25 protein-coding genes are annotated in these 16,157 nt (G+C 63.0%); 15 read left to right on the top strand and 10 right to left on the bottom strand.

The features are described 5' to 3' along the window. The first annotated feature begins 32 nt into the window (after positions 1–32). Genes HS104_11765 through HS104_11750 form a run of 4 tightly spaced genes read left to right on the top strand, consistent with a single transcriptional unit; the run spans position 33 to position 1,453 of the window. Positions 33–431, top strand: a complete 399-nt coding sequence (locus HS104_11765) for a hypothetical protein (protein MBE7480644.1) — start codon at positions 33–35, stop codon at positions 429–431. 48 nt (positions 432–479) lie between these two features. Then, positions 480–833 (top strand): hypothetical protein, encoded by a 354-nt coding sequence (locus HS104_11760; protein ID MBE7480643.1) that lies wholly within the window; start codon positions 480–482, stop codon positions 831–833. A gap of 21 nt (positions 834–854) precedes the next feature. Further along, on the top strand, positions 855–1,142 hold the full coding sequence (locus HS104_11755) for a hypothetical protein (protein MBE7480642.1): 288 nt from the start codon (positions 855–857) through the stop codon (positions 1,140–1,142). Further along, complete coding sequence (locus tag HS104_11750) at positions 1,139–1,453, top strand: hypothetical protein (GenBank protein ID MBE7480641.1); 315 nt, start codon at positions 1,139–1,141, stop codon at positions 1,451–1,453. Before HS104_11755 ends, HS104_11750 begins: the two co-directional genes overlap by 4 nt. 27 nt (positions 1,454–1,480) lie before the next feature. Here the strand turns inward: HS104_11750 and HS104_11745 are convergent, their stop codons facing one another. From HS104_11745 to HS104_11735, 3 genes are all read right to left on the bottom strand, one after another. Then, entirely contained in the window at positions 1,481–1,900 is a 420-nt protein-coding gene (locus HS104_11745) for a hypothetical protein (GenBank protein ID MBE7480640.1), read from the bottom strand. 66 nt (positions 1,901–1,966) lie between these two features. Then, positions 1,967–2,158 (bottom strand): hypothetical protein, encoded by a 192-nt coding sequence (locus tag HS104_11740; protein ID MBE7480639.1) that lies wholly within the window; start codon positions 2,156–2,158, stop codon positions 1,967–1,969. 54 nt (positions 2,159–2,212) lie between these two features. After that, positions 2,213–2,488, bottom strand: coding sequence for a hypothetical protein (locus tag HS104_11735; protein ID MBE7480638.1), 276 nt, complete (start codon positions 2,486–2,488; stop codon positions 2,213–2,215). 985 nt (positions 2,489–3,473) lie between these two features. On the opposite strand from HS104_11735, the gene HS104_11730 reads away from it, so the two are divergent. The 6 genes from HS104_11730 to HS104_11705 all read left to right on the top strand — a co-directional run bounded on the left by HS104_11730 (position 3,474) and on the right by HS104_11705 (position 8,951). Further along, positions 3,474–4,538 (top strand): AAA family ATPase, encoded by a 1,065-nt coding sequence (locus HS104_11730; protein ID MBE7480637.1) that lies wholly within the window; start codon positions 3,474–3,476, stop codon positions 4,536–4,538. 167 nt (positions 4,539–4,705) lie between these two features. After that, complete coding sequence (locus tag HS104_11725) at positions 4,706–5,353, top strand: hypothetical protein (protein ID MBE7480636.1); 648 nt, start codon at positions 4,706–4,708, stop codon at positions 5,351–5,353. A gap of 96 nt (positions 5,354–5,449) precedes the next feature. Then, on the top strand, positions 5,450–5,959 hold the full coding sequence (locus HS104_11720; protein MBE7480635.1) for a hypothetical protein: 510 nt from the start codon (positions 5,450–5,452) through the stop codon (positions 5,957–5,959). 41 nt (positions 5,960–6,000) lie between these two features. Further along, positions 6,001–6,819 (top strand): hypothetical protein, encoded by an 819-nt coding sequence (locus tag HS104_11715; protein MBE7480634.1) that lies wholly within the window; start codon positions 6,001–6,003, stop codon positions 6,817–6,819. 5 nt (positions 6,820–6,824) lie between these two features. Then, on the top strand, positions 6,825–7,727 hold the full coding sequence (locus HS104_11710; GenBank protein MBE7480633.1) for a hypothetical protein: 903 nt from the start codon (positions 6,825–6,827) through the stop codon (positions 7,725–7,727). 72 nt (positions 7,728–7,799) lie between these two features. After that, complete coding sequence (locus HS104_11705; GenBank protein MBE7480632.1) at positions 7,800–8,951, top strand: GIY-YIG nuclease family protein; 1,152 nt, start codon at positions 7,800–7,802, stop codon at positions 8,949–8,951. Between the two features lie 104 nt (positions 8,952–9,055). On the opposite strand, the gene HS104_11700 is transcribed toward HS104_11705, so the two are convergent. Further along, positions 9,056–9,547, bottom strand: coding sequence for a hypothetical protein (locus HS104_11700; protein ID MBE7480631.1), 492 nt, complete (start codon positions 9,545–9,547; stop codon positions 9,056–9,058). 49 nt (positions 9,548–9,596) lie between these two features. After that, positions 9,597–10,202, bottom strand: coding sequence for a hypothetical protein (locus HS104_11695; GenBank protein MBE7480630.1), 606 nt, complete (start codon positions 10,200–10,202; stop codon positions 9,597–9,599). Positions 10,203–10,944: 742 nt separating this feature from the next. On the opposite strand from HS104_11695, the gene HS104_11690 reads away from it, so the two are divergent. Further along, positions 10,945–11,229: a helix-turn-helix transcriptional regulator gene (locus HS104_11690; protein ID MBE7480629.1), complete on the top strand. Its 285-nt coding sequence runs from the start codon at positions 10,945–10,947 to the stop codon at positions 11,227–11,229. 250 nt (positions 11,230–11,479) lie between these two features. On the opposite strand, the gene HS104_11685 is transcribed toward HS104_11690, so the two are convergent. Continuing rightward, positions 11,480–11,707, bottom strand: a complete 228-nt coding sequence (locus HS104_11685) for a hypothetical protein (GenBank protein MBE7480628.1) — start codon at positions 11,705–11,707, stop codon at positions 11,480–11,482. Next, positions 11,704–12,078: a hypothetical protein gene (locus HS104_11680; protein ID MBE7480627.1), complete on the bottom strand. Its 375-nt coding sequence runs from the start codon at positions 12,076–12,078 to the stop codon at positions 11,704–11,706. The genes HS104_11685 and HS104_11680 overlap by 4 nt, the downstream gene beginning before the upstream one ends. Before the next feature lie 297 nt (positions 12,079–12,375). On the opposite strand from HS104_11680, the gene HS104_11675 reads away from it, so the two are divergent. Beyond that, positions 12,376–13,236: a trypsin-like peptidase domain-containing protein gene (locus HS104_11675; GenBank protein ID MBE7480626.1), complete on the top strand. Its 861-nt coding sequence runs from the start codon at positions 12,376–12,378 to the stop codon at positions 13,234–13,236. Between the two features lie 76 nt (positions 13,237–13,312). Here HS104_11675 and HS104_11670 read toward each other — a convergent pair whose 3' ends face one another. Beyond that, the gene (locus tag HS104_11670; protein MBE7480625.1) at positions 13,313–13,579 is read right to left on the bottom strand and encodes a hypothetical protein; all 267 of its coding nucleotides are present in this window, start codon (positions 13,577–13,579) and stop codon (positions 13,313–13,315) included. A gap of 61 nt (positions 13,580–13,640) precedes the next feature. After that, positions 13,641–13,868: a hypothetical protein gene (locus HS104_11665; GenBank protein MBE7480624.1), complete on the bottom strand. Its 228-nt coding sequence runs from the start codon at positions 13,866–13,868 to the stop codon at positions 13,641–13,643. A gap of 66 nt (positions 13,869–13,934) precedes the next feature. Between HS104_11665 and HS104_11660 the strand changes: the two genes are divergently transcribed. Then, the gene (locus tag HS104_11660; GenBank protein MBE7480623.1) at positions 13,935–14,420 is read left to right on the top strand and encodes a hypothetical protein; all 486 of its coding nucleotides are present in this window, start codon (positions 13,935–13,937) and stop codon (positions 14,418–14,420) included. A gap of 75 nt (positions 14,421–14,495) precedes the next feature. Here the strand turns inward: HS104_11660 and HS104_11655 are convergent, their stop codons facing one another. Next, on the bottom strand, positions 14,496–15,578 hold the full coding sequence (locus HS104_11655) for a hypothetical protein (GenBank protein MBE7480622.1): 1,083 nt from the start codon (positions 15,576–15,578) through the stop codon (positions 14,496–14,498). A gap of 129 nt (positions 15,579–15,707) precedes the next feature. Here HS104_11655 and HS104_11650 point away from each other — a divergent pair, with 129 nt between their 5' ends. Together HS104_11650 and HS104_11645 are read left to right on the top strand one after the other, a co-directional pair. Beyond that, positions 15,708–15,887, top strand: coding sequence for a hypothetical protein (locus tag HS104_11650; protein MBE7480621.1), 180 nt, complete (start codon positions 15,708–15,710; stop codon positions 15,885–15,887). 15 nt (positions 15,888–15,902) lie between these two features. Further along, positions 15,903–16,148, top strand: coding sequence for a hypothetical protein (locus HS104_11645; GenBank protein MBE7480620.1), 246 nt, complete (start codon positions 15,903–15,905; stop codon positions 16,146–16,148). The last annotated feature ends 9 nt before the right edge of the window (positions 16,149–16,157 follow it).

The following is a 16,157-nucleotide window of genomic DNA, read 5'->3' as shown; positions in this document are numbered from 1 at the left end:
CCGAGAGGTTCCCGAGCGATCATCTCCTGGTGATGCAGGCTCGGCTGACACTGGCGCTCTTCGCCGTCGCCGTGTGGCAATGCAGCGAGATGTCGAGCGAGCCCGGCGGAACCGGAGGAATGGCCGGCGCAGGCACGGACGGCGGCGCTGATGGCTCCATCGACGCGGACGCCGACACTCCGCACCTGAACCTCGGCGACGTCCAACTCTATGACGGCCCCGAGTACGACGGCGACCAGTCATGCGCTCCAGACGCAGCCGGATCGTTCGGGGCCGTCGTCTCATGCTGCGAAGGCGTCCCATGCGAAGGGCATTGCCTCCTGCTCAACGGGAAGTGGCAGTGCAGCTGCTTCGGGATCGATGGTGGCTGCGCGCAGTTCAGCAACCACTGCTGCAAGGGCGGCTGCAACGACTGCGTCTACAAGAGGTGATCTCAGGTCGTCTCGGTGCGGTACTCTCTGTCGCCGAGGACACCCGACATGAAGCTCGTCGTCGATCCCCGCCACTGGCTTGACGAACACGGCAACATCCCGCTGGAGCCGGCTCGCCTGCGGCGCAACATGCTTCGCATCGCGCGGATCATCGAATATGGCGGCCCGCTGAAGCCGGACACGATGCTGGAGACCTTGATCGAGTGCTCGCGCAAGCCGAAGCGAAAGCAGTGCCCCGGCCTGCTGTGGGTCGAGAAGATGCCCAACAACGCCATCGCCGCGCACTGTCCCGTCTGCAAGCAGGAGGAGATCTACGTCCACGACTGGGAGACGACGGAATGGGCGGACGGGCCGATGGAGCCGGTGCCGGTGGAAGTGCCGGTGGATCGAAGCGTGAACTGAGCGGCGGCTGGAGTGACCTCGATGCTCTCCCTCGAAGAAGTCCAATCTCTCGCGGTCAACATCTGCGTACAGTTCGGCTTCTGCTTGTCGCCGGAGGCTCAAGAGCGTCTCGCTAAGGAGCCGCCTGCCGACGCGGACGAGTTCACCGTCCAGGTGTTCTTGGCCGAGGGGTTAAATCCATCGACCGCCGACCGAAAGCTCTACCGGCGCGTGAAGGCCGTCGTGGAGGATGCGTTCAAGGCGAGCGAGAAGGCGCGCGGGCAATCGGAGGACGACCAGAGGCTTCGCTTGGGCCGGGAACGACGATGATTCTCACCCTTCAGGACGACACTGTGCTTCGTGTCTACGGGTCCCTTGAGGCTGTTGTCATGGACGTCGAAGCACTGGACGCCGAAGAAGTGCTGCGCGAGGTGTTCGATGAGCGCGGCCAGCGGTACGTGGTCGAGTGGCTGCAACCGAACAGCGAGGTAGAGATCGCCGGCCCCATCAAGGTCGTCGGAAGCGGGCGCTACCGGCTTGTTCCTGTTGGCCAGCCGGACTTGGACGCGCTCCGAAGCTTCATCGTGAAGGCTGCGGCAATCGAGCCAGCGTCTGCCGAGCACGAGGTTCGAGAGCTTTGACGCCGTCTCGTGAAAGGCTGGCGGGCCTCAATCGGAAGCAGCGTCTGAAACGTCGGACACGACGTCCGCAACATCGCCGCTCGAATCCGCGGGAGCGCCATCGCCGGCATCGTTCGCGCTCGCATCGGCGCATGCCGCCGGCACGGAGCACATCCAGCCATCGGGCATCCCGCATTCGAACGAGTGGCAGTCGCAGGTGACCTTGCCGCAGCTCATCTCCCACTCGCACGTCCGGTATCCGGTGCAGCCAAAGCCGTCCGGTGGTGGCGAGGCGGGACAGGGGGCAATGTTGCAGGTCGAACCGCCGAACCCCGGATAGCTGCCGGTGCCGGAGCTGCCACCGCCGCCCGAGTCCTTGCCGGCGTCCGATGGGGTTCCGGCCTCGTTCGTGTTGCCGCATGCGCTGACGATCGCCAAGAAGGCCCAGGCCGCGCGGGAGCGAGTCACTTCGTTGGAGCTTGAGGGACGGGAGCGACCGGCGCAACCCAGCACGTGTAACGCGTTACACGTCCGTTAACGCATGCTGGACGGAAGCTCGGCCCGCGCCTTGGCTCTCGGCTCGCTGGTGCGCTCGGCCGTGACGGCGCGCTGCTGCTCGACCCTGATCATGTCGTACTTGATGGCCGGCGTGGCCTGTCCTGCTTGGACGGCCTGCACCTGGGCGGGAGTCGTACCGAGCCAGATAATCATCGTGATGGCGGGCATGCGTTCCTCCAGGTGCTCCGACTCCGGGGACCGGTTGCTTCTTTGGGCAGCGAGTTATTCGGCGAGCAGCTCCACGGCAAGCTCGGAGTGCATGACCTCGCGGCGCTGAAGTTCGAGTTCGAGGGCGTGGCGGAGCTTCTCCAGGTCGGCGGCGGTCACCGGCTCGGGCGTGGCCACCACCAGCGCGAAGCCGATGGCCGGCGGCTGGATGGGCTGCATCACCGCAGCGGCGGGGCCCAGCAGGCGCTTGGCGCTGGCCGTGAGAGTTTCGCGGACGAGGTCTTGGTCATCGGCGAGGCCAGTTACGATTACGAAGGTCTCGATGTGCACGCCGAGTTGAAGGGCCGCGTGGGGCTTTCCCCTCGACGATCTTTTTCTGCGCTCTGCACGAACACCGGAAAGTCGAACGGCATTCGAAACCGGAGCAATTCGAAGTTGCCGCTTCGATGTGGTCGTTGCGGCTGGTGGTGGGGCCGGCCGAGATCGCCGGCCTCACCAGTGACACGCTGATATCGCCGGATTACCCAGGACGACCCGGAGCCCATCCCGGAGGCAAACGCGCTCATATCGCGTCCGTCCGGAAAGTGATGGAAGGCCAAGGGGTTGCGGCGGGTATGTGTGCTCGCGCGAAGGGGATATTGCCCGCAGTGGCAGCGCAAGTGCGCGACAGCTCGTGGATCTGGCGATGCGGTTGGAGCTGCTGGCCGCCGAGGTCAGCGCTGTGATGTTGGCGGTGGCGCTGGTGATCGCGCTGACGCTCGCGCTGGTACTCGCGGTGGTGCTCGCTGTCGTCCCTGTCCTCGGCCCGCGCGCTCGTTGTTCATGCCCCAGAGTGGATAAGGGGGTGGGATTGAAAAAAGAGGGAGAGAACCTTGCCGGCTCTTTTCACAATATGGCTCCGTCTGCGGAGCCATGGGGGGCACGGCGAGACCGACCGTCAGGGCGGGCGAGAGGGAGAGAGCGAAGCTCTCCCCCGTCCGTAGGGGGGATCAGTTTCTGACCGGTTTTTCGTCATCGTCCCATCGTCCAACTCTACAGGGGACGATGAGCGGGACGATTGGCCGCCGGGCAGTTTCTCCGGCCGGGATAACTCCAGCTGGACTTTCAATGCGCCGGTGACATGCGCCGAAAAAGCATCCCGTATTAGCACCGCCCGCCTTTTGGCAGCGCAGAAGCTTGTCGAGAACTCCTGGGCAATTCGCTGCATCAGATCAAGCGAGATTCTTCGTGGTGTTCCCGTCTCGGTGCAAGCCGGGGCGGGAGCGGTTTTGCCACATGGGGTCGAGCCCAAACCGCAAACACCAAGAGAATCCCCATGCGCTTGATCGTTGATCGAGACGATTTCTACTTCCCGCCGCAAGACTTCGATGCCGCTTCCATCATGCAGACCCCGCCCGAGCCCCCGGCCTACACCATCCCCGGCATGGCCATCGAGCCCGGCCCAGTGACGCTGCTCTCGGCGCTCACGAACCGAGGCAAGTCCCTGCTGCTCACGCACGTCGGGCTCTGCGTCGCGACCGGCCTGCCCATCCTCGGCCAGCTCCAGACCAAGAAGTCGAAGGTACTCTGGATCGACGGCGAGCTTGGGCTCAAGAAGTACCGAGACAACTACTGCCGCAAGGTCATTTCTGGCGCGCCCGAGCTTCTGCCCGAGCCAGGTCAATTCCGCGCCCTTTCCTACTTCGGCGACGACAGCATTCCCGACCTCGGACACCCCAAAGACCTTGAGCGCGTGGCTGAGCTGATGGACGGCCGACAGCTCTGCATTATCGACTGCCTGCGCCGTTTCTACACAGGCGACGAGAACGCGAGCGAGAGCGCCGACATCTTGATCAAGCTCGGCGGCATCAGCGCTCGAACCGGCTGCGCCATCATCCTTATCCACCATCATCGCAAGCCTGGAAGGAACGGCGGCGGCGATGGGGAGTTCGCCATGCGCGGTTCGATCGCATTCGCTGATGTGGCCGACTGCGTCTATCGCATCTCCCGCAACAAGAACGAGATCCTGACGCTGCACCAAGACAAGAGCCGAGCTTCGCAGCGGATGAAGCCCCTCTCCTATCGCATGGAAAACGCCGGCCGCTACTTGGGCGACGGGGTGGGCTACGAGGGCGTTCGGTTCGTGCCGGTGGCTCAGCAGAGCGTCGTCGAGGAGAAGGGCACCGCCGAGATCATTCTGGACGTGCTCCGCTCCTCCCCCATTCCAGTCGCCAAGACCGAGCTGGTCGAGAATGCGGGACGGAAGGCTGAGACCACTCGTCAGGCCATCGACGAGCTGGTGAAGGGCGGCAAGATCGTCGAGCAGAAGCAGGGTCGCACGAAGCTCTACAGCTTGCCGGAGGACGCCGCGGCAACGGGCGACGTGCCGACCGCCGCGTGAAAGGGTTTTCGTTCGGTTTTCTGTTCGCTTTGAAACCGGAACATCTTGCGATTTCGTCGAATTGTCGCGCGACGCATGGGCAACCCAAAACGACGACCAATTAGAAGCGCAAAACGATCTGTCGAGAGTCCTCGGCGAACTGCCTCCGAATTCCAAGGAGGCAAACGATGACCCCAAGACAACTACGAGCAGCAGAGAAGAAGGTGCAGAAGAATCTGCGAAAGAAGATGAGCGAGCACCTGGCCAAGCACGCGCGGGGCAGCTCAATCGCGCAAGACCAGTTTCCGGTTACCGCCGAGTCGGAAGGAATCAGAAGACGCGCCGCATTCGCGTTCAAGTTTCTTCGCTCCGTCGGGTATGGCAATCGACACTGCGCCGCTGCAAGTGAACTCGGTCAGCAGATTTTCGCGTCCGTGAATGGAGCCAAGGTCGTCGCATACGTGCACTGCTACGACTTCGCGCGCTGCCTGCCGAAGTTCTTGGGCCCCGATTCGTATCTGGCTGCAAACCACATTTCCGTGGATGGGCCGCCAGACCGTCCCGATCAGCTCAACGCCCACATGCTGCTTCGCGTGGGTCAGCACTACTACGTGGATCTCACCGCGAGCCAGTTCGACCCGACCTTCCCTGAGCCCTTGGTGCTTCACTGTGAGGACGAGAATCCGACGAAGCTCCGATACAAGCACGGAGAGACGACGCTCCTCTACGTGTTCCGGCCCGGCGACAGGCAATTCGAAGAGCATCTCTCGCGCGTTCAGTCGAACCGAGATCCGGATGCACCTGTGCTGCTTGTCTTCGCGGACGATCAGCCTTGACCAATTCGAAGCCGAAAACGATTCGTCGAGAGCCCGAAGCCAAGCGCCTTTCTTCAACGAGGCCGAGAAAACCAAGCGGCCCAGGAAGAAGACATCATGAGCAAGAATAACTCCCAAGATAACCGATCCAAAAGAACCCACGTTCGGGCCGTCACTGTTACTGTCCCAAAGTCGGGCGTGCCGTTCGACCCTTTGGCGCTCGGGAAGGAAATCGTCGCAATCCTTGCCGAACGCAACGTCGAGGAGCCCGTGTACTCGGCGTCGATCGAGTCCACCTCCACCGGCACTGTCGTAGTCGCGTTGCGCAGCATGTGCGGCGGAATGCGCTTTGAGTCGCCCACCCACCTGCCCGAGAGATTCACCGACAAGGCGAGTATCCTCAAGGTCTCTGCGAACTTGCCCTCCGAGAGTGCGGCGTTCGTCAGAGATTTTCTCTCCATGCTCACAGTGGAAGGCCGGATTGAATTCTTGCTGGGCGCTCTCCGGGAAGTAGGGACCGAGAATCCGGCACTGGCGCTTCGGGCGGCGCTGGCGCTTGCCGACGACTGCTATCAGGCTGCGAAGGGACAGATGCTCGATGCGACTCATGAGCAGGCCGGGCCCTAAGCGACGTGGCCGACTCCCGCGGACGCGCTACTACTCGTGGCGTGGCCGGCTCCGATCAGCATCACTACGTCAGCGAGTTCTTGCTCCAGCCGTGGCGACTCAAGAGCGGCAAAGTCAAATACTACGACTTCGACAACGGCCGCCTTCATCACCGCGGGACGGGCGAGGTGTTCTGTCTTCCCGGCCTGAACACGGACGGGGCGGAGAAGGCTTTCAACAGGTACATCGAGACTCCCGTGTCCCGGTTGCGCGAACGGCTCTTGAGCACGCCGGTGGGCACGCGCTCGGTCAACATCGATGATTGGGCGGCGTATCGCGCTCTGTACCTCCTCGTGCTGATCCAGGGCGCGCGAGCTTCGGAAGCCTTCGACGGGCCCGTTCCTAGCCTGTCCAACGCCGACCTGTTCGAGCTTGGCGAAGCAGCCCTCGACCACATGGTGCAACTCTCGGTGCAGCGGTTCCAGCTCATGCTCATCCCCGTTGGCGACCCCGACCGACTCTTCTTTCCGTCAACAGGCATCTTCGGCTTGCCGCTCCCTGATGAGCGAGCGCCGACGCGGTTCAGCATGTGCATTGGAATGCCGCTGACGCCCAGCGTCCTGGTGGCGCTCACGCCGACCACGGTGCTGGCCAATGCCACCCAAGGCGTCACCCATGTCGCGCAGATGTCGATCGGTGCTGAACGTGCTCGCCAAGTGATCATCCCGCCCGACTACGTCGCTCACGTCGGCAAGCAGGATTTGATCGCGACGATGAACACCGAACGGGTGAGGGTCGTCGCAATGATGCAGGACATCCAAGAGCTACACCTGCTCCTGGAGCGAGCGCACGAGATAACTGGCCTGCCGGCGCGTCCCTGACGACCATGAGCCTGCTCGACTTCGTCAATCTTCCCGACGTGAAGCAGGAGCTGAACCGCATACTGCCCGACTATCAGCGTAACCAGCGAGTCGTCCGCATCGTCGAACCACGCAATGATGACGGTGGTATTCGGCGCACGATTGGTACCGCTTTTGACTACGCGTTTCGGATCGAGCTGGAGCGCCGCATTGGCCGAGTCCAGCAGAAGTCGTGGGTCGCCGAGGCTGGCTTGGCAAACCTGAAGCGCAGAGCAAGGGTCTCGCCTACGCTCGCTCGCATACTTCGAGCGGCCGGTCTTCCGTACAGGCGCACTCGAAGGCTTGGCCCGACGATTCGCAAAGTCGAGGCGGCAATTCGCGATGCACGGGCGTTCACCAAGAGGTACGTCCGAAACCCATCACCTCGATCGCCGACGAAGCTCAAGCTCGCGGCTCACGCGTTCCGTCTCGCTCGTCTGGACGCTATCTACCGAGCCGGCCGCCACGACAAGCTCTTCGTGAAGCCAAAGGCCAGCGACCTCGAAGAGATCGTGACCATGCTTGATGCCGTGCCTTGGGCAAGCTTCAAGAAGCGACGAACTTGCCTGAACCCGACGTTCGGCGAATTCTCGCAGGCAGTGGGCGGAGCCGATGCTGACGTGATCACCGGCGACATGCTGCTCGACATCAAGGTCAAGCAGGACGCCATCATCGACAAGGCCGACATCCGCCAGGTCGTTGGGTACCTGCTGCTCGCTCGCGCGGCTCGCCGCTCCGGTGCGAAGCTGCCGGAGCTGAAGACCATCGGCATCTACTTCGCCCGCCACTCCCACTTGTGGACGGCGTCGGTGGCGGAGATGGTGGCGAAGTCGGAGTTCGCAGAGGTCGAGGCGTGGTTCATCGAGCGCGTCATGGTGAACGGGCCGTAACCTTCCCTGAGACCCCTCGTTGTAGGCCGAAAGTCCGCGGTGGCCATGCTGGGCATTTCCCTGCATGCCCGTATGGCACTCTACATCTACTCCGCAACCAACAAGATCAACGGCAAACGCTACATCGGGAAGACGAAGTTCGACCCGCCGACGCACAGGTGGAATCAGCACCTCGCGGCCGCGAAGAAAGGCCCGAAGGACAACAAGCGGTTCCAGCCGTACTTCCACCGCGCGATCCGAAAACATGGCCGCGACAACTTCTCCTTCGACATCATCCACACGTTCGACGACAACGAAGTCGATGCTTGGATGCAGGCCGAGAAGGACTACATCAAGAAGTACCGGAGCAACGAGCGAGACCATGGGTACAACCTGACCGATGGCGGTGATGGCGTGCCCGGCTGGAAGGCGAGCCCTGCTGTACGTCGTCGAATGAGCGAGCGCCGAAAGGGTAAGTACGTTGGCAACAAGAACCCCTTCTGGGGAAAGCGTCACTCGGATCGCGTTCGGAAGCTCCTTAGCGGGAAGGCCGCCAAGCGAACGGGCCGGCGCAACCCCTTCCACGGCCGGCGTCACTCCAAGGAGTCGCGGGCGAGGATGGCCGAGAACCACCACGACAAGCAGTGCTACCTCTCCGTTGAGCAAGTCGAGGAAGCGCGGCAACTGTACGCGACCAGCGAGTACACGTACGCCCAGCTCGCCGAGAGGTTTGACGTCACTCCCTACGTCGCAGAGAAAGCAATCTGCGGGCTCGGGGCGTACGCCAAGGTCGGGCGACAACTACCGCGCCGAGAAAACGGATGGATCAAAGCGACGCGGCCCACACCTCGGCTGCTCACCGATGACGAAGTTGCGGGCTTTCGTCGCCGCCATCGAAACGGCGAGGACTTGACGACGTTCGCCAAAGAGCGAGGCGTCAGCATCAACTTGATCTCCAGGGCAATCCGAGGGTGCGCTCCGTACGATCGTGTCCAAGTGGAGCCGCCGATTGCTGCGTCCAAGATCTCGGCATCATTGCCCGAGGAGAACGTGGACGAGGCGCGCCAGCTCTACTCCACGGGCAAGTACACGTACGAGAACCTCGCCAAGAAGTTCCAGGTGAGCAAGTCCGTTGTGCAGAACGCGATCAGGGGTAAAGGCCGGTACGGCAAGATCGGCAAGCCGCTTCACGCCAGGTTCGGCAAGTGGGCGAAGAACCAGCGGCGAGCGGCGAACGCGAGGTGAAGCGGACGGCGAGGGGAAGAAGGGAAACGCGCTCCGGCCTCGGCCGGGCGCGCAATCCAATCATCCCCACCTCTTCCTATTCAATCACCGAACCAGTAGGACGCTCAGCAGAACTTTGGAGCGCCGCAGTTCTTGCACTTTTCGAGATCCACGGGCGTGAGCTTCTGGCAGAACTTGCACCGCACGACGACGACCTGCCGTTCGATCGTGTGCCGCCGCACTCCGGTCGGCTTCTTCTTGGTTTTCTTGGCGGCACGCTTCTTTGCCCTTCGCTCCGCTTTCGCGTCGATGGCACGGGCGATCCCCTTGGCGGTGCGGTTGAAGTCCTCGCGGCACTTCTCCAGGTCAGCTTCCCCGCTCAGCCAGTGACCAAACTCGACGCGCACCGACGATCCCGTGAAGAGCACCTTGAGCTTGTGGGTCGCGTTGCTGAGCTTCGTCGCGTACCACTTGCCGCCGGTGAACTTGAACGTGAGGCGCTTGTCGTCCTCGTCCGTCAGCTCGTATCCGATGGCCGCGAGGTAGTTTTCGACGGCGCGCTTTGCTTGGTCGATGTCGTCGCAGTCGCAGTGGCGCTCGATGCGCAGGGTGGCCACGGGATGGGCGTGCTCCTACCGGCTTTCGGCAGCGGGGTTTCTTCCACGCTCACCGAGGGAGGGACATCAGGCCCGACGTCGATAGCCAGTACACGGCTGTCGTAGTTGCTCCGATGCCGGCCGCGCTGGTTTGGCCAGTGGCGATTACGACGGGCTTGCCTGAGCATCCGGCGACCGGGCACTTCATCACCGTTCCCGCAGTTGGGTTCGTCCAAAACACGTCGCCGCCCTGCGCGACCACGCTGGACGGAACCGTCGCGTCGTCCTGGGAGGAGGCCAGCACCGTGGGCGTTGCTGAGCAGCCCGTCGAAGTGCACTTGGTCAGGATCGAGTTGTTCGTGCGCCAGACCACGTGGATGCCATTGACCGAGAGCGCGTCAGGCTGCGTCTGGCCGGAGGCGATGATGGTCGGGTTCCCTGCGCAGCCTGCAATTGGACATTGCCCGATGGCCCCGGTGTCGTAGCCAGCCCAGTACGCCGACGTGTCGTCAAGCGCCACCGCACGCGCCATCGCCTGGACGAGAGTGACCTTGCTTGAGGCGCACTTGCTCAGATCGCCTTGGCACGCATACACCGTCGCAGCCTCACCCCAAACGATCGCCTGATTAGGGGCTTGACCGCCGAAGGCGAGACCGAAGCTCGAAGCCGCGCTCACCTGAACGAGGCCGTTGCTTACGAGGCTCAGATGGACGCCAGACGCGCTGCTCCGGCCGTATTGATTGCCGCTTCCGTCATTGCCGAGGGCTTTGGGCTCGGCAACGCCGGTCTCGGGAGAGGTCGGCCCACCGGCGCAGGCTTTGCTCAGGTCGCACTTCTTGATGTCCCACGCGCCCGAAGATTCGCTTGTGAAGAAGGCGACTGACCCGCGAACGGCAAGGTTGCCTGGCGTACCGTTGACGTCTGCCAGTTTGGTCGGTGCTGGGCCAGAGCCACCAGTACCACCAGCGCCAGCGCCACCTCCGGTGCCGGCCGCGCCGCCGCTCGTGGAACCAGCTGTTCCCCCGGCTCCCCCGCCGCCGCCGCTCCCGCAGTCGCACGTTCCCCAAGTCCCGCTTGGCTCGCACGTCTGGCCGCCTTGGCATGCACCTGGGCCAGTACATGACCGAGTGTCCCCCGCTGTGCACGTGGCGGCACCGCCCGTGCCTCCCGTCTGTGCGCCGCCGGTGTTGCCGCTCCCGCCGCCGCCGCTGTCGTCCGACCCGCAGCCGAGCACGGACACCTGAAGCATCGTCGCCCCGACCGCCAGCGCGGCAGCCATTCTGATCATGGACATCTTCGTCTCTCCCGAGCGGGCGCACCCCGCCCAATCAAAGCGTAACGGCCCGAAAATCAGGCCGTCAAGCAAAACCAGACTATCGGCTGTTATTCAGAATTGCCCTCGCGAGTAGTCGAGCCATGTGCCCGACCGCACTGCAAAGGCTCTCGAAAGCATCGCGGCCAACGTGCGCCGGATCCGCACAGCGAAGGGCATCACTCAGGAGAAGCTCGCCGAGGAGACCGACCTTCACCTGACCTACGTGCAATCGATCGAGCGCGGCACGAGGAACATCTCCGTCGGCGTGCTGCTGGCTCTGGCCGACGCGCTGGATGTGCCGGTGGGTCGCCTCCTTCGAGACGCCAAGCTTGAGCCGCCCAAGCGAGGCCGACCGAAGAAGCGTCGAGTTCGTCGTCGCGAGCCCTGAGCGACGGGCCAGCCTCAACTCGGGCTGTCTCCGACGCGCGCCTTCGACAGCCGCCAAAGCACGACTCTCAACGCTTGCCCCACCGTTTTGCCTTCGCCGCGCTGGACAAGCTCGATCTTCTGGCCATCCCCGGAGAAGACGAGCACATCAACGACATACTGGCCATCTTCGTGAGCGAGGCAGAGGCAGCTCCTGTTGCTTGATCTTGAGAGCACCATGAGCGCCAGCACCAGCAGCTCCTCGACGTCGGTTACGGGTCGTCGTCGCATTGCATTGCCCCCAGCAGCCCGTGCAGAGCGTCGCCGACCGTGGTTCCGTTCCCGGTTTCCATGCTGACCGTGAGTTCGCCGTTCTCTTCAAGGATCACGTCGGCCATGTAGCCTTGACGGGAGTGGCCAATCCGAATGCGGCCCGGACACTTCATCAGATCGAGCAGCACGAGTAGGGAAACGACCGCGCCTTCGGTGTCGTCGTTCATGGCGTGACCTCGATGAAGCGACGCTTGGTAGACGCGCCAGGAGCCTTGGCTCGGAGCGCAGCGACATAGTTCAGGAAGATGTCGCCCATTCGTCGCGGAGAGATGCCAGGCCCTTCGTCCTTGAACTCGATCTGTCGCGCCAGCTCGGTCGGCAACGTAACCCTGACAGGTTTCTCCGGCGTACCAACTTCACGGTGAGCATCTCGTGCGTTGCAGAGATACTCACGAACGCAGGCCCTGATTGGATCCTTGTACAACTTGTTGCGCAAGAGATCCAAAACGATGTGCATGTCTTGCTCGCGGATGCCCATCTGTTGGGACGCGAGCGGTTCGGTGATTTCGACTTCGGGAGTTTCGAACTTGAGTCGCATCCCTCCCTCTCAGGCCAAGGCTTGGCCTTGGCCTGGGCCACCATCACCTCCCTCGCCAAAGGAATATATCCATCTCCCCGCGCTCCTGATCACCGGCCTCGCGTGCGACTGTCTGGAGCGCAGCGACAACCGAGCACTGCTCGCAGAGCGTCGCAGCTCTGCAAGACGGACCGCGCGCGAGAGGTCCACTGCCCCGGTGCCTGATCGGAGTTGCCGAGATCGAGGCCGAAACCTTTCAGAGAATGGCGGCAACCGACCGAGCGGAGCGCTGCGGCGTGCTAGTCTCCCCACAGGAAGATGGCCTTGCCGGTTTCGATTACCGAGAAGCTCAGCTACAGCACGGTGCGGATCGAGTGCGACTACAAGGATGGGGGCCGCGGAACCGGCACCGGGTTCTTCTTCCGGTTTCTGGAGAGGGGCTCCACCCACATTCCAGCGATCGTGACAAACTGGCATGTCGTCGAAGGTGCGCAGGTCGGTCGCTTCCAAGTGCACTTGGACGACGGTACCGGTGGCCCGTCGGGCCAGCACGTCACGGTCGAGTTGCCGGACTTCGCGACCCGGTGGATTCGGCACCCTGACAAGGGAATTGACCTGGCGATAATGCCGACGGCCCCACTTCACCGTGAAGCCGAAGCCAAGGGGAAGAAGATATGGATCATTCCTCTTGATCGATCGCTCATCCCCACCCTCGCCGATCTCGATGACTTGGCGACGGTAGAGGACATCATCATGGTCGGCTACCCGGCGGGGATCTGGGATCCGCTGAACAACATGCCCATCTTCCGAAGGGGTATCAGCGCGACCCACCCGAGACTCGACTACAACGGACGCAGTGAGTTCGTTGTGGATGCCGCGTGCTTTCCCGGTTCAAGCGGCTCCCCGATCCTCTTGCTCAACGAGGGCATGTACTGCAAGAAGGATGGGGGTACGGTGATCGGCACGCGGTTCAAACTGCTGGGTGTTCTCTACGCCGGGCCGCAGTACATGGCCGACGGCACGATTCAAGTCGTCGATGTGCCGACGCAGCAGCGCGCGATCTCCAAGACCAGCATTCCCAGCAACCTCGGGTTCGTGATCAAAGCCCAGCGGATACTCGACTTCGAAGAGCCACTGAAGCCGTTGCTCCCGCCAGCCGACCCAACGTCGGGCTCCTGACCTCAGCGGCGCAGTCTGCGAACATCCCCCCGCTTCTGTTGAGCGCCTTCGGGGGACTCCGGGTCTGCACGCCCCTTCACGATGGATGCGGATCTCCGAGCCAGATCTGTTTCCGGTCAGCGTAGTCGTACAGTTGTTCGAGAGCCTGGGTCATCGCGGAGAACGAGAGCGATTGCCCCGCCGTCCTGACCGCGTGGATCACCTCTTCGTCGAAGAGAGACGAGTCCATCCGACCGACGAGGGCCTCCGCAAGTTCCCCGATCCGCGGATCCCCGTCGAACATGCCCTCGTACTGTTTGTCGGCGATGATCGGGTTGAGCAGCGCGATTGCGGGGGGTTTCATGTTCCACCCAATGTAACGACTGTTCTTGAAGCTCCGCGGCTTGGCCCTTGGCTGGTGCGTTTCAGCGCAGCGCAACCAAAGTAGCTACGAGGAGCGCGAGCATGCTCAGCAGTCCGGCCATGGCGCGCACCACGATGCCAAGCCCAGTTGGTTCGGATAGGTCCCAGGCCGTTGCGCCGGAACCTGCGACCACGACGGGCACGATCTCGTCGTCGATCTCTGGCTCGGCCATCTCGGAGACAACGTCTTCGACGACTTCGGCTGCGGTGCGGTAAGGGCCGTCGCTCACGCTGGGAATTATACCTCTTGGCCGGAGTCCGTCAGCTGGCGTTTCGCTGAGTGGTACACTTCGGGCATGTTGGGCCGGTTGTGCTTCTCATGCTCGCTTGCCGTCGTCGTCACGGGGGCGGTCGGATGCAGCGAAGAGTACACGGAGTGCCACGCGATGGGCTGCCTCCATGGGGCATCGTTCGCAGGAGAGGTTACGGACGCGCTGGGCCCCGTCGTCATCGAGTTCTGTTTCAACGACCAGTGCGAGAGCGGCAGCGGGTACCTGGGCCCTAACAACTGCGCCAACTTTGGAACCACCGAGCCTGCGGACGTGATCTGCTGCTTCCAGTACAAGACTCCTGCCGGGACATGGGTCGTTTCGGGCGACGCGAGCCTCGGGACACCTAAGCCCCACCAGGGTGACCGCTACCGCCTCAGGGTGAAGGACCAGCAGACCGGCGCGCTGCTCGGCAGTGGGGACGCTGAAGTGCAATACGACAACTATTATCCGAACGGGCCGGAATGCGGGCCGGAGTGCAAGCGCGCCACGTTCGGCGTCGCTCCCCCTTGAGACACGGATGCAATTGTTGCTCTTCGCCGGCTGCACGTGTGGCTGAGACCGGCCACTTCAGTCTTGGCGATCGAGCTACGGCCGGTGGGTCTTCCCGAGGGCGATTGTCCGTACAGCCTCGATCTCATTGGCCACTCTCTTCGCCTGCTCTGGAGGGTCGAGGTCGGCGAGCAAGTCAATCGGGACAATGGGTCGCTCCACCCAGTCGAAGACCTGAAGCTCGGCCCCTTCCACGACGCGCCGGCCGCTCGCACGAACTGCCTCGATGTTGACGTAGTCATCGCCGGTGAGCTGGACAATGAACGGACTGGTGCCGAAGCGCGCCGCGACGCGAGCGTACAGGCCCACGTAGAACTCCTTCGCCTTGTCGGGCTTGCCGTCTGCGTTCTTCGGCCAGACAGCGACTCCTTGCCCGTCCATCTCGCACTTGATCTCGCTCTTGTGGCTCCTGTTCAGCAGGGCTCGAACGTCCCGGAGCAGGTCTTCGGCCGCGGTGATCGCTTCGAGGACGGCACGATTGGTGAGGTGCATGATGTGGTCTTTGGTGAGCGGTTTCGCGACTGCTTGAGCAGACGGTCGCAACAGGTACAAGAACGACCGGAGAAGAAACTCGAAGACTGGGTCGGTCACCGTGGCCAAGTGGGACGCGAGCAAGCGTTCCATTGCAGACCAGCCCATGGCCCTGACCAGAACGCCGCCGTAGGACTCTCCTTCCTGCGGCAGTGCTGCCGCGCGACTCCCCATTCGGGCGCTCGTCTCGCCCAGTAAGTGGGGCAGTCTGCCTTCCGGTGCGTGCAAGACCAGCGCAGCGACGCCAGCTGGATTCTCGCGCTTCCATGTGGCGAGTGTCTTGACGTACTCGTGCGGCTGGTTGTCAGTGAACGGCGCGCCAAGCTTGTTCTCGACCAATAGGCGCAGCCGAGAGTCCACGGTGATGGAGATGTCGGGAACGCCCTTTTCGCTGCCGTCCTCGTCCTCCGCGCGGACGACCGCGTCGAGCGGCAAGGCGTTGGCCTCGGGCAGCACGGCGCTCAAGTAGGCCGCGAGCAGCTCCTTGTCGTGCAGCAGGCCGGCCAAGAACTGCGTGATGGATTCTTCCCCGCCGCCCGCAGTGATCGCGGCGGCGAGGAAGCTTGGGTCGCGAGCGACATCGGCCACGTAGTCACGATACTGGTCGAACCTGGCACAGTCCACCGACGGCCTGTCGTTCAAGTTCCGACCGCGGCCCCTTCACCTGTGCTTCCAGAACGCGTTCCGATACGATGCGACACCACTAGGAGGGACGTCATGGCAGCTTGTCCGGGGAAGCGCGGGAAGAGCACTTGCAGCGGGTTGCTCTATCGCTGCAAGAAGTGCGGGAACGTTGGGTGTGATCGTGGCGGCGACGGCGAGTGCACCAACCAGGCGTTCCGAAGCGGGAAGTGTCGCAAGTGCGGGGCGCTCGGGCAGAAGGAGAATTTCCGGTAGAGGAGAGAAACCGCCATGACCGACGAAGATCTCAAGGCCGAGCTGGAACGCCTCCGCGCCGAGAACGAGCGGCTCAAGCAATCGAAGACCCGCACCGTTTCGCTCAAGGTGTCCGACAAGGGCGGCGTCTCCGTGTACGGCCTCGGTCGCTTCCCGGTCACGCTCTACAAGGAGCAGTGGGCGAAGCTCTTGGACATGGCCGACGAGATCCGGGCGTTCATCCGGGAGAACGATTCGAAGTTGAAAACGAAGGGCGAGTAGGCAGGCGTC

It is taken from the genome of Polyangiaceae bacterium, assembly GCA_015075635.1.
Lineage (GTDB): Bacteria > Myxococcota_A > Polyangia > Polyangiales > Polyangiaceae > JADJKB01.
Note: the sequence above shows the minus strand (reverse complement) of the source record. Positions and strands in the feature narration are given on the sequence as shown.

Bases quoted from the DNA above. Each gene is read 5' to 3' on its own strand.
- HS104_11650 (MBE7480621.1), top strand. From the start codon at position 15,708: ATGGCAGCTTGTCCGGGGAAGCGCGGGAAGAGCACTTGCAGCGGGTTG.
- HS104_11765 (MBE7480644.1), top strand. From the start codon at position 33: ATGCAGGCTCGGCTGACACTGGCGCTCTTCGCCGTCGCCGTGTGGCAA.
- HS104_11755 (MBE7480642.1), top strand. From the start codon at position 855: ATGCTCTCCCTCGAAGAAGTCCAATCTCTCGCGGTCAACATCTGCGTA.
- HS104_11725 (MBE7480636.1), top strand. From the start codon at position 4,706: ATGACCCCAAGACAACTACGAGCAGCAGAGAAGAAGGTGCAGAAGAAT.
- HS104_11685 (MBE7480628.1), bottom strand. From the start codon at position 11,707: ATGAACGACGACACCGAAGGCGCGGTCGTTTCCCTACTCGTGCTGCTC.
- HS104_11675 (MBE7480626.1), top strand. From the start codon at position 12,376: ATGGCCTTGCCGGTTTCGATTACCGAGAAGCTCAGCTACAGCACGGTG.
- HS104_11760 (MBE7480643.1), top strand. From the start codon at position 480: ATGAAGCTCGTCGTCGATCCCCGCCACTGGCTTGACGAACACGGCAAC.
- HS104_11680 (MBE7480627.1), bottom strand. From the start codon at position 12,078: ATGCGACTCAAGTTCGAAACTCCCGAAGTCGAAATCACCGAACCGCTC.
- HS104_11660 (MBE7480623.1), top strand. From the start codon at position 13,935: ATGTTGGGCCGGTTGTGCTTCTCATGCTCGCTTGCCGTCGTCGTCACG.
- HS104_11720 (MBE7480635.1), top strand. From the start codon at position 5,450: ATGAGCAAGAATAACTCCCAAGATAACCGATCCAAAAGAACCCACGTT.
- HS104_11710 (MBE7480633.1), top strand. From the start codon at position 6,825: ATGAGCCTGCTCGACTTCGTCAATCTTCCCGACGTGAAGCAGGAGCTG.
- HS104_11645 (MBE7480620.1), top strand. From the start codon at position 15,903: ATGACCGACGAAGATCTCAAGGCCGAGCTGGAACGCCTCCGCGCCGAG.
- HS104_11705 (MBE7480632.1), top strand. From the start codon at position 7,800: ATGGCACTCTACATCTACTCCGCAACCAACAAGATCAACGGCAAACGC.
- HS104_11670 (MBE7480625.1), bottom strand. From the start codon at position 13,579: ATGAAACCCCCCGCAATCGCGCTGCTCAACCCGATCATCGCCGACAAA.
- HS104_11750 (MBE7480641.1), top strand. From the start codon at position 1,139: ATGATTCTCACCCTTCAGGACGACACTGTGCTTCGTGTCTACGGGTCC.
- HS104_11740 (MBE7480639.1), bottom strand. From the start codon at position 2,158: ATGCCCGCCATCACGATGATTATCTGGCTCGGTACGACTCCCGCCCAG.
- HS104_11730 (MBE7480637.1), top strand. From the start codon at position 3,474: ATGCGCTTGATCGTTGATCGAGACGATTTCTACTTCCCGCCGCAAGAC.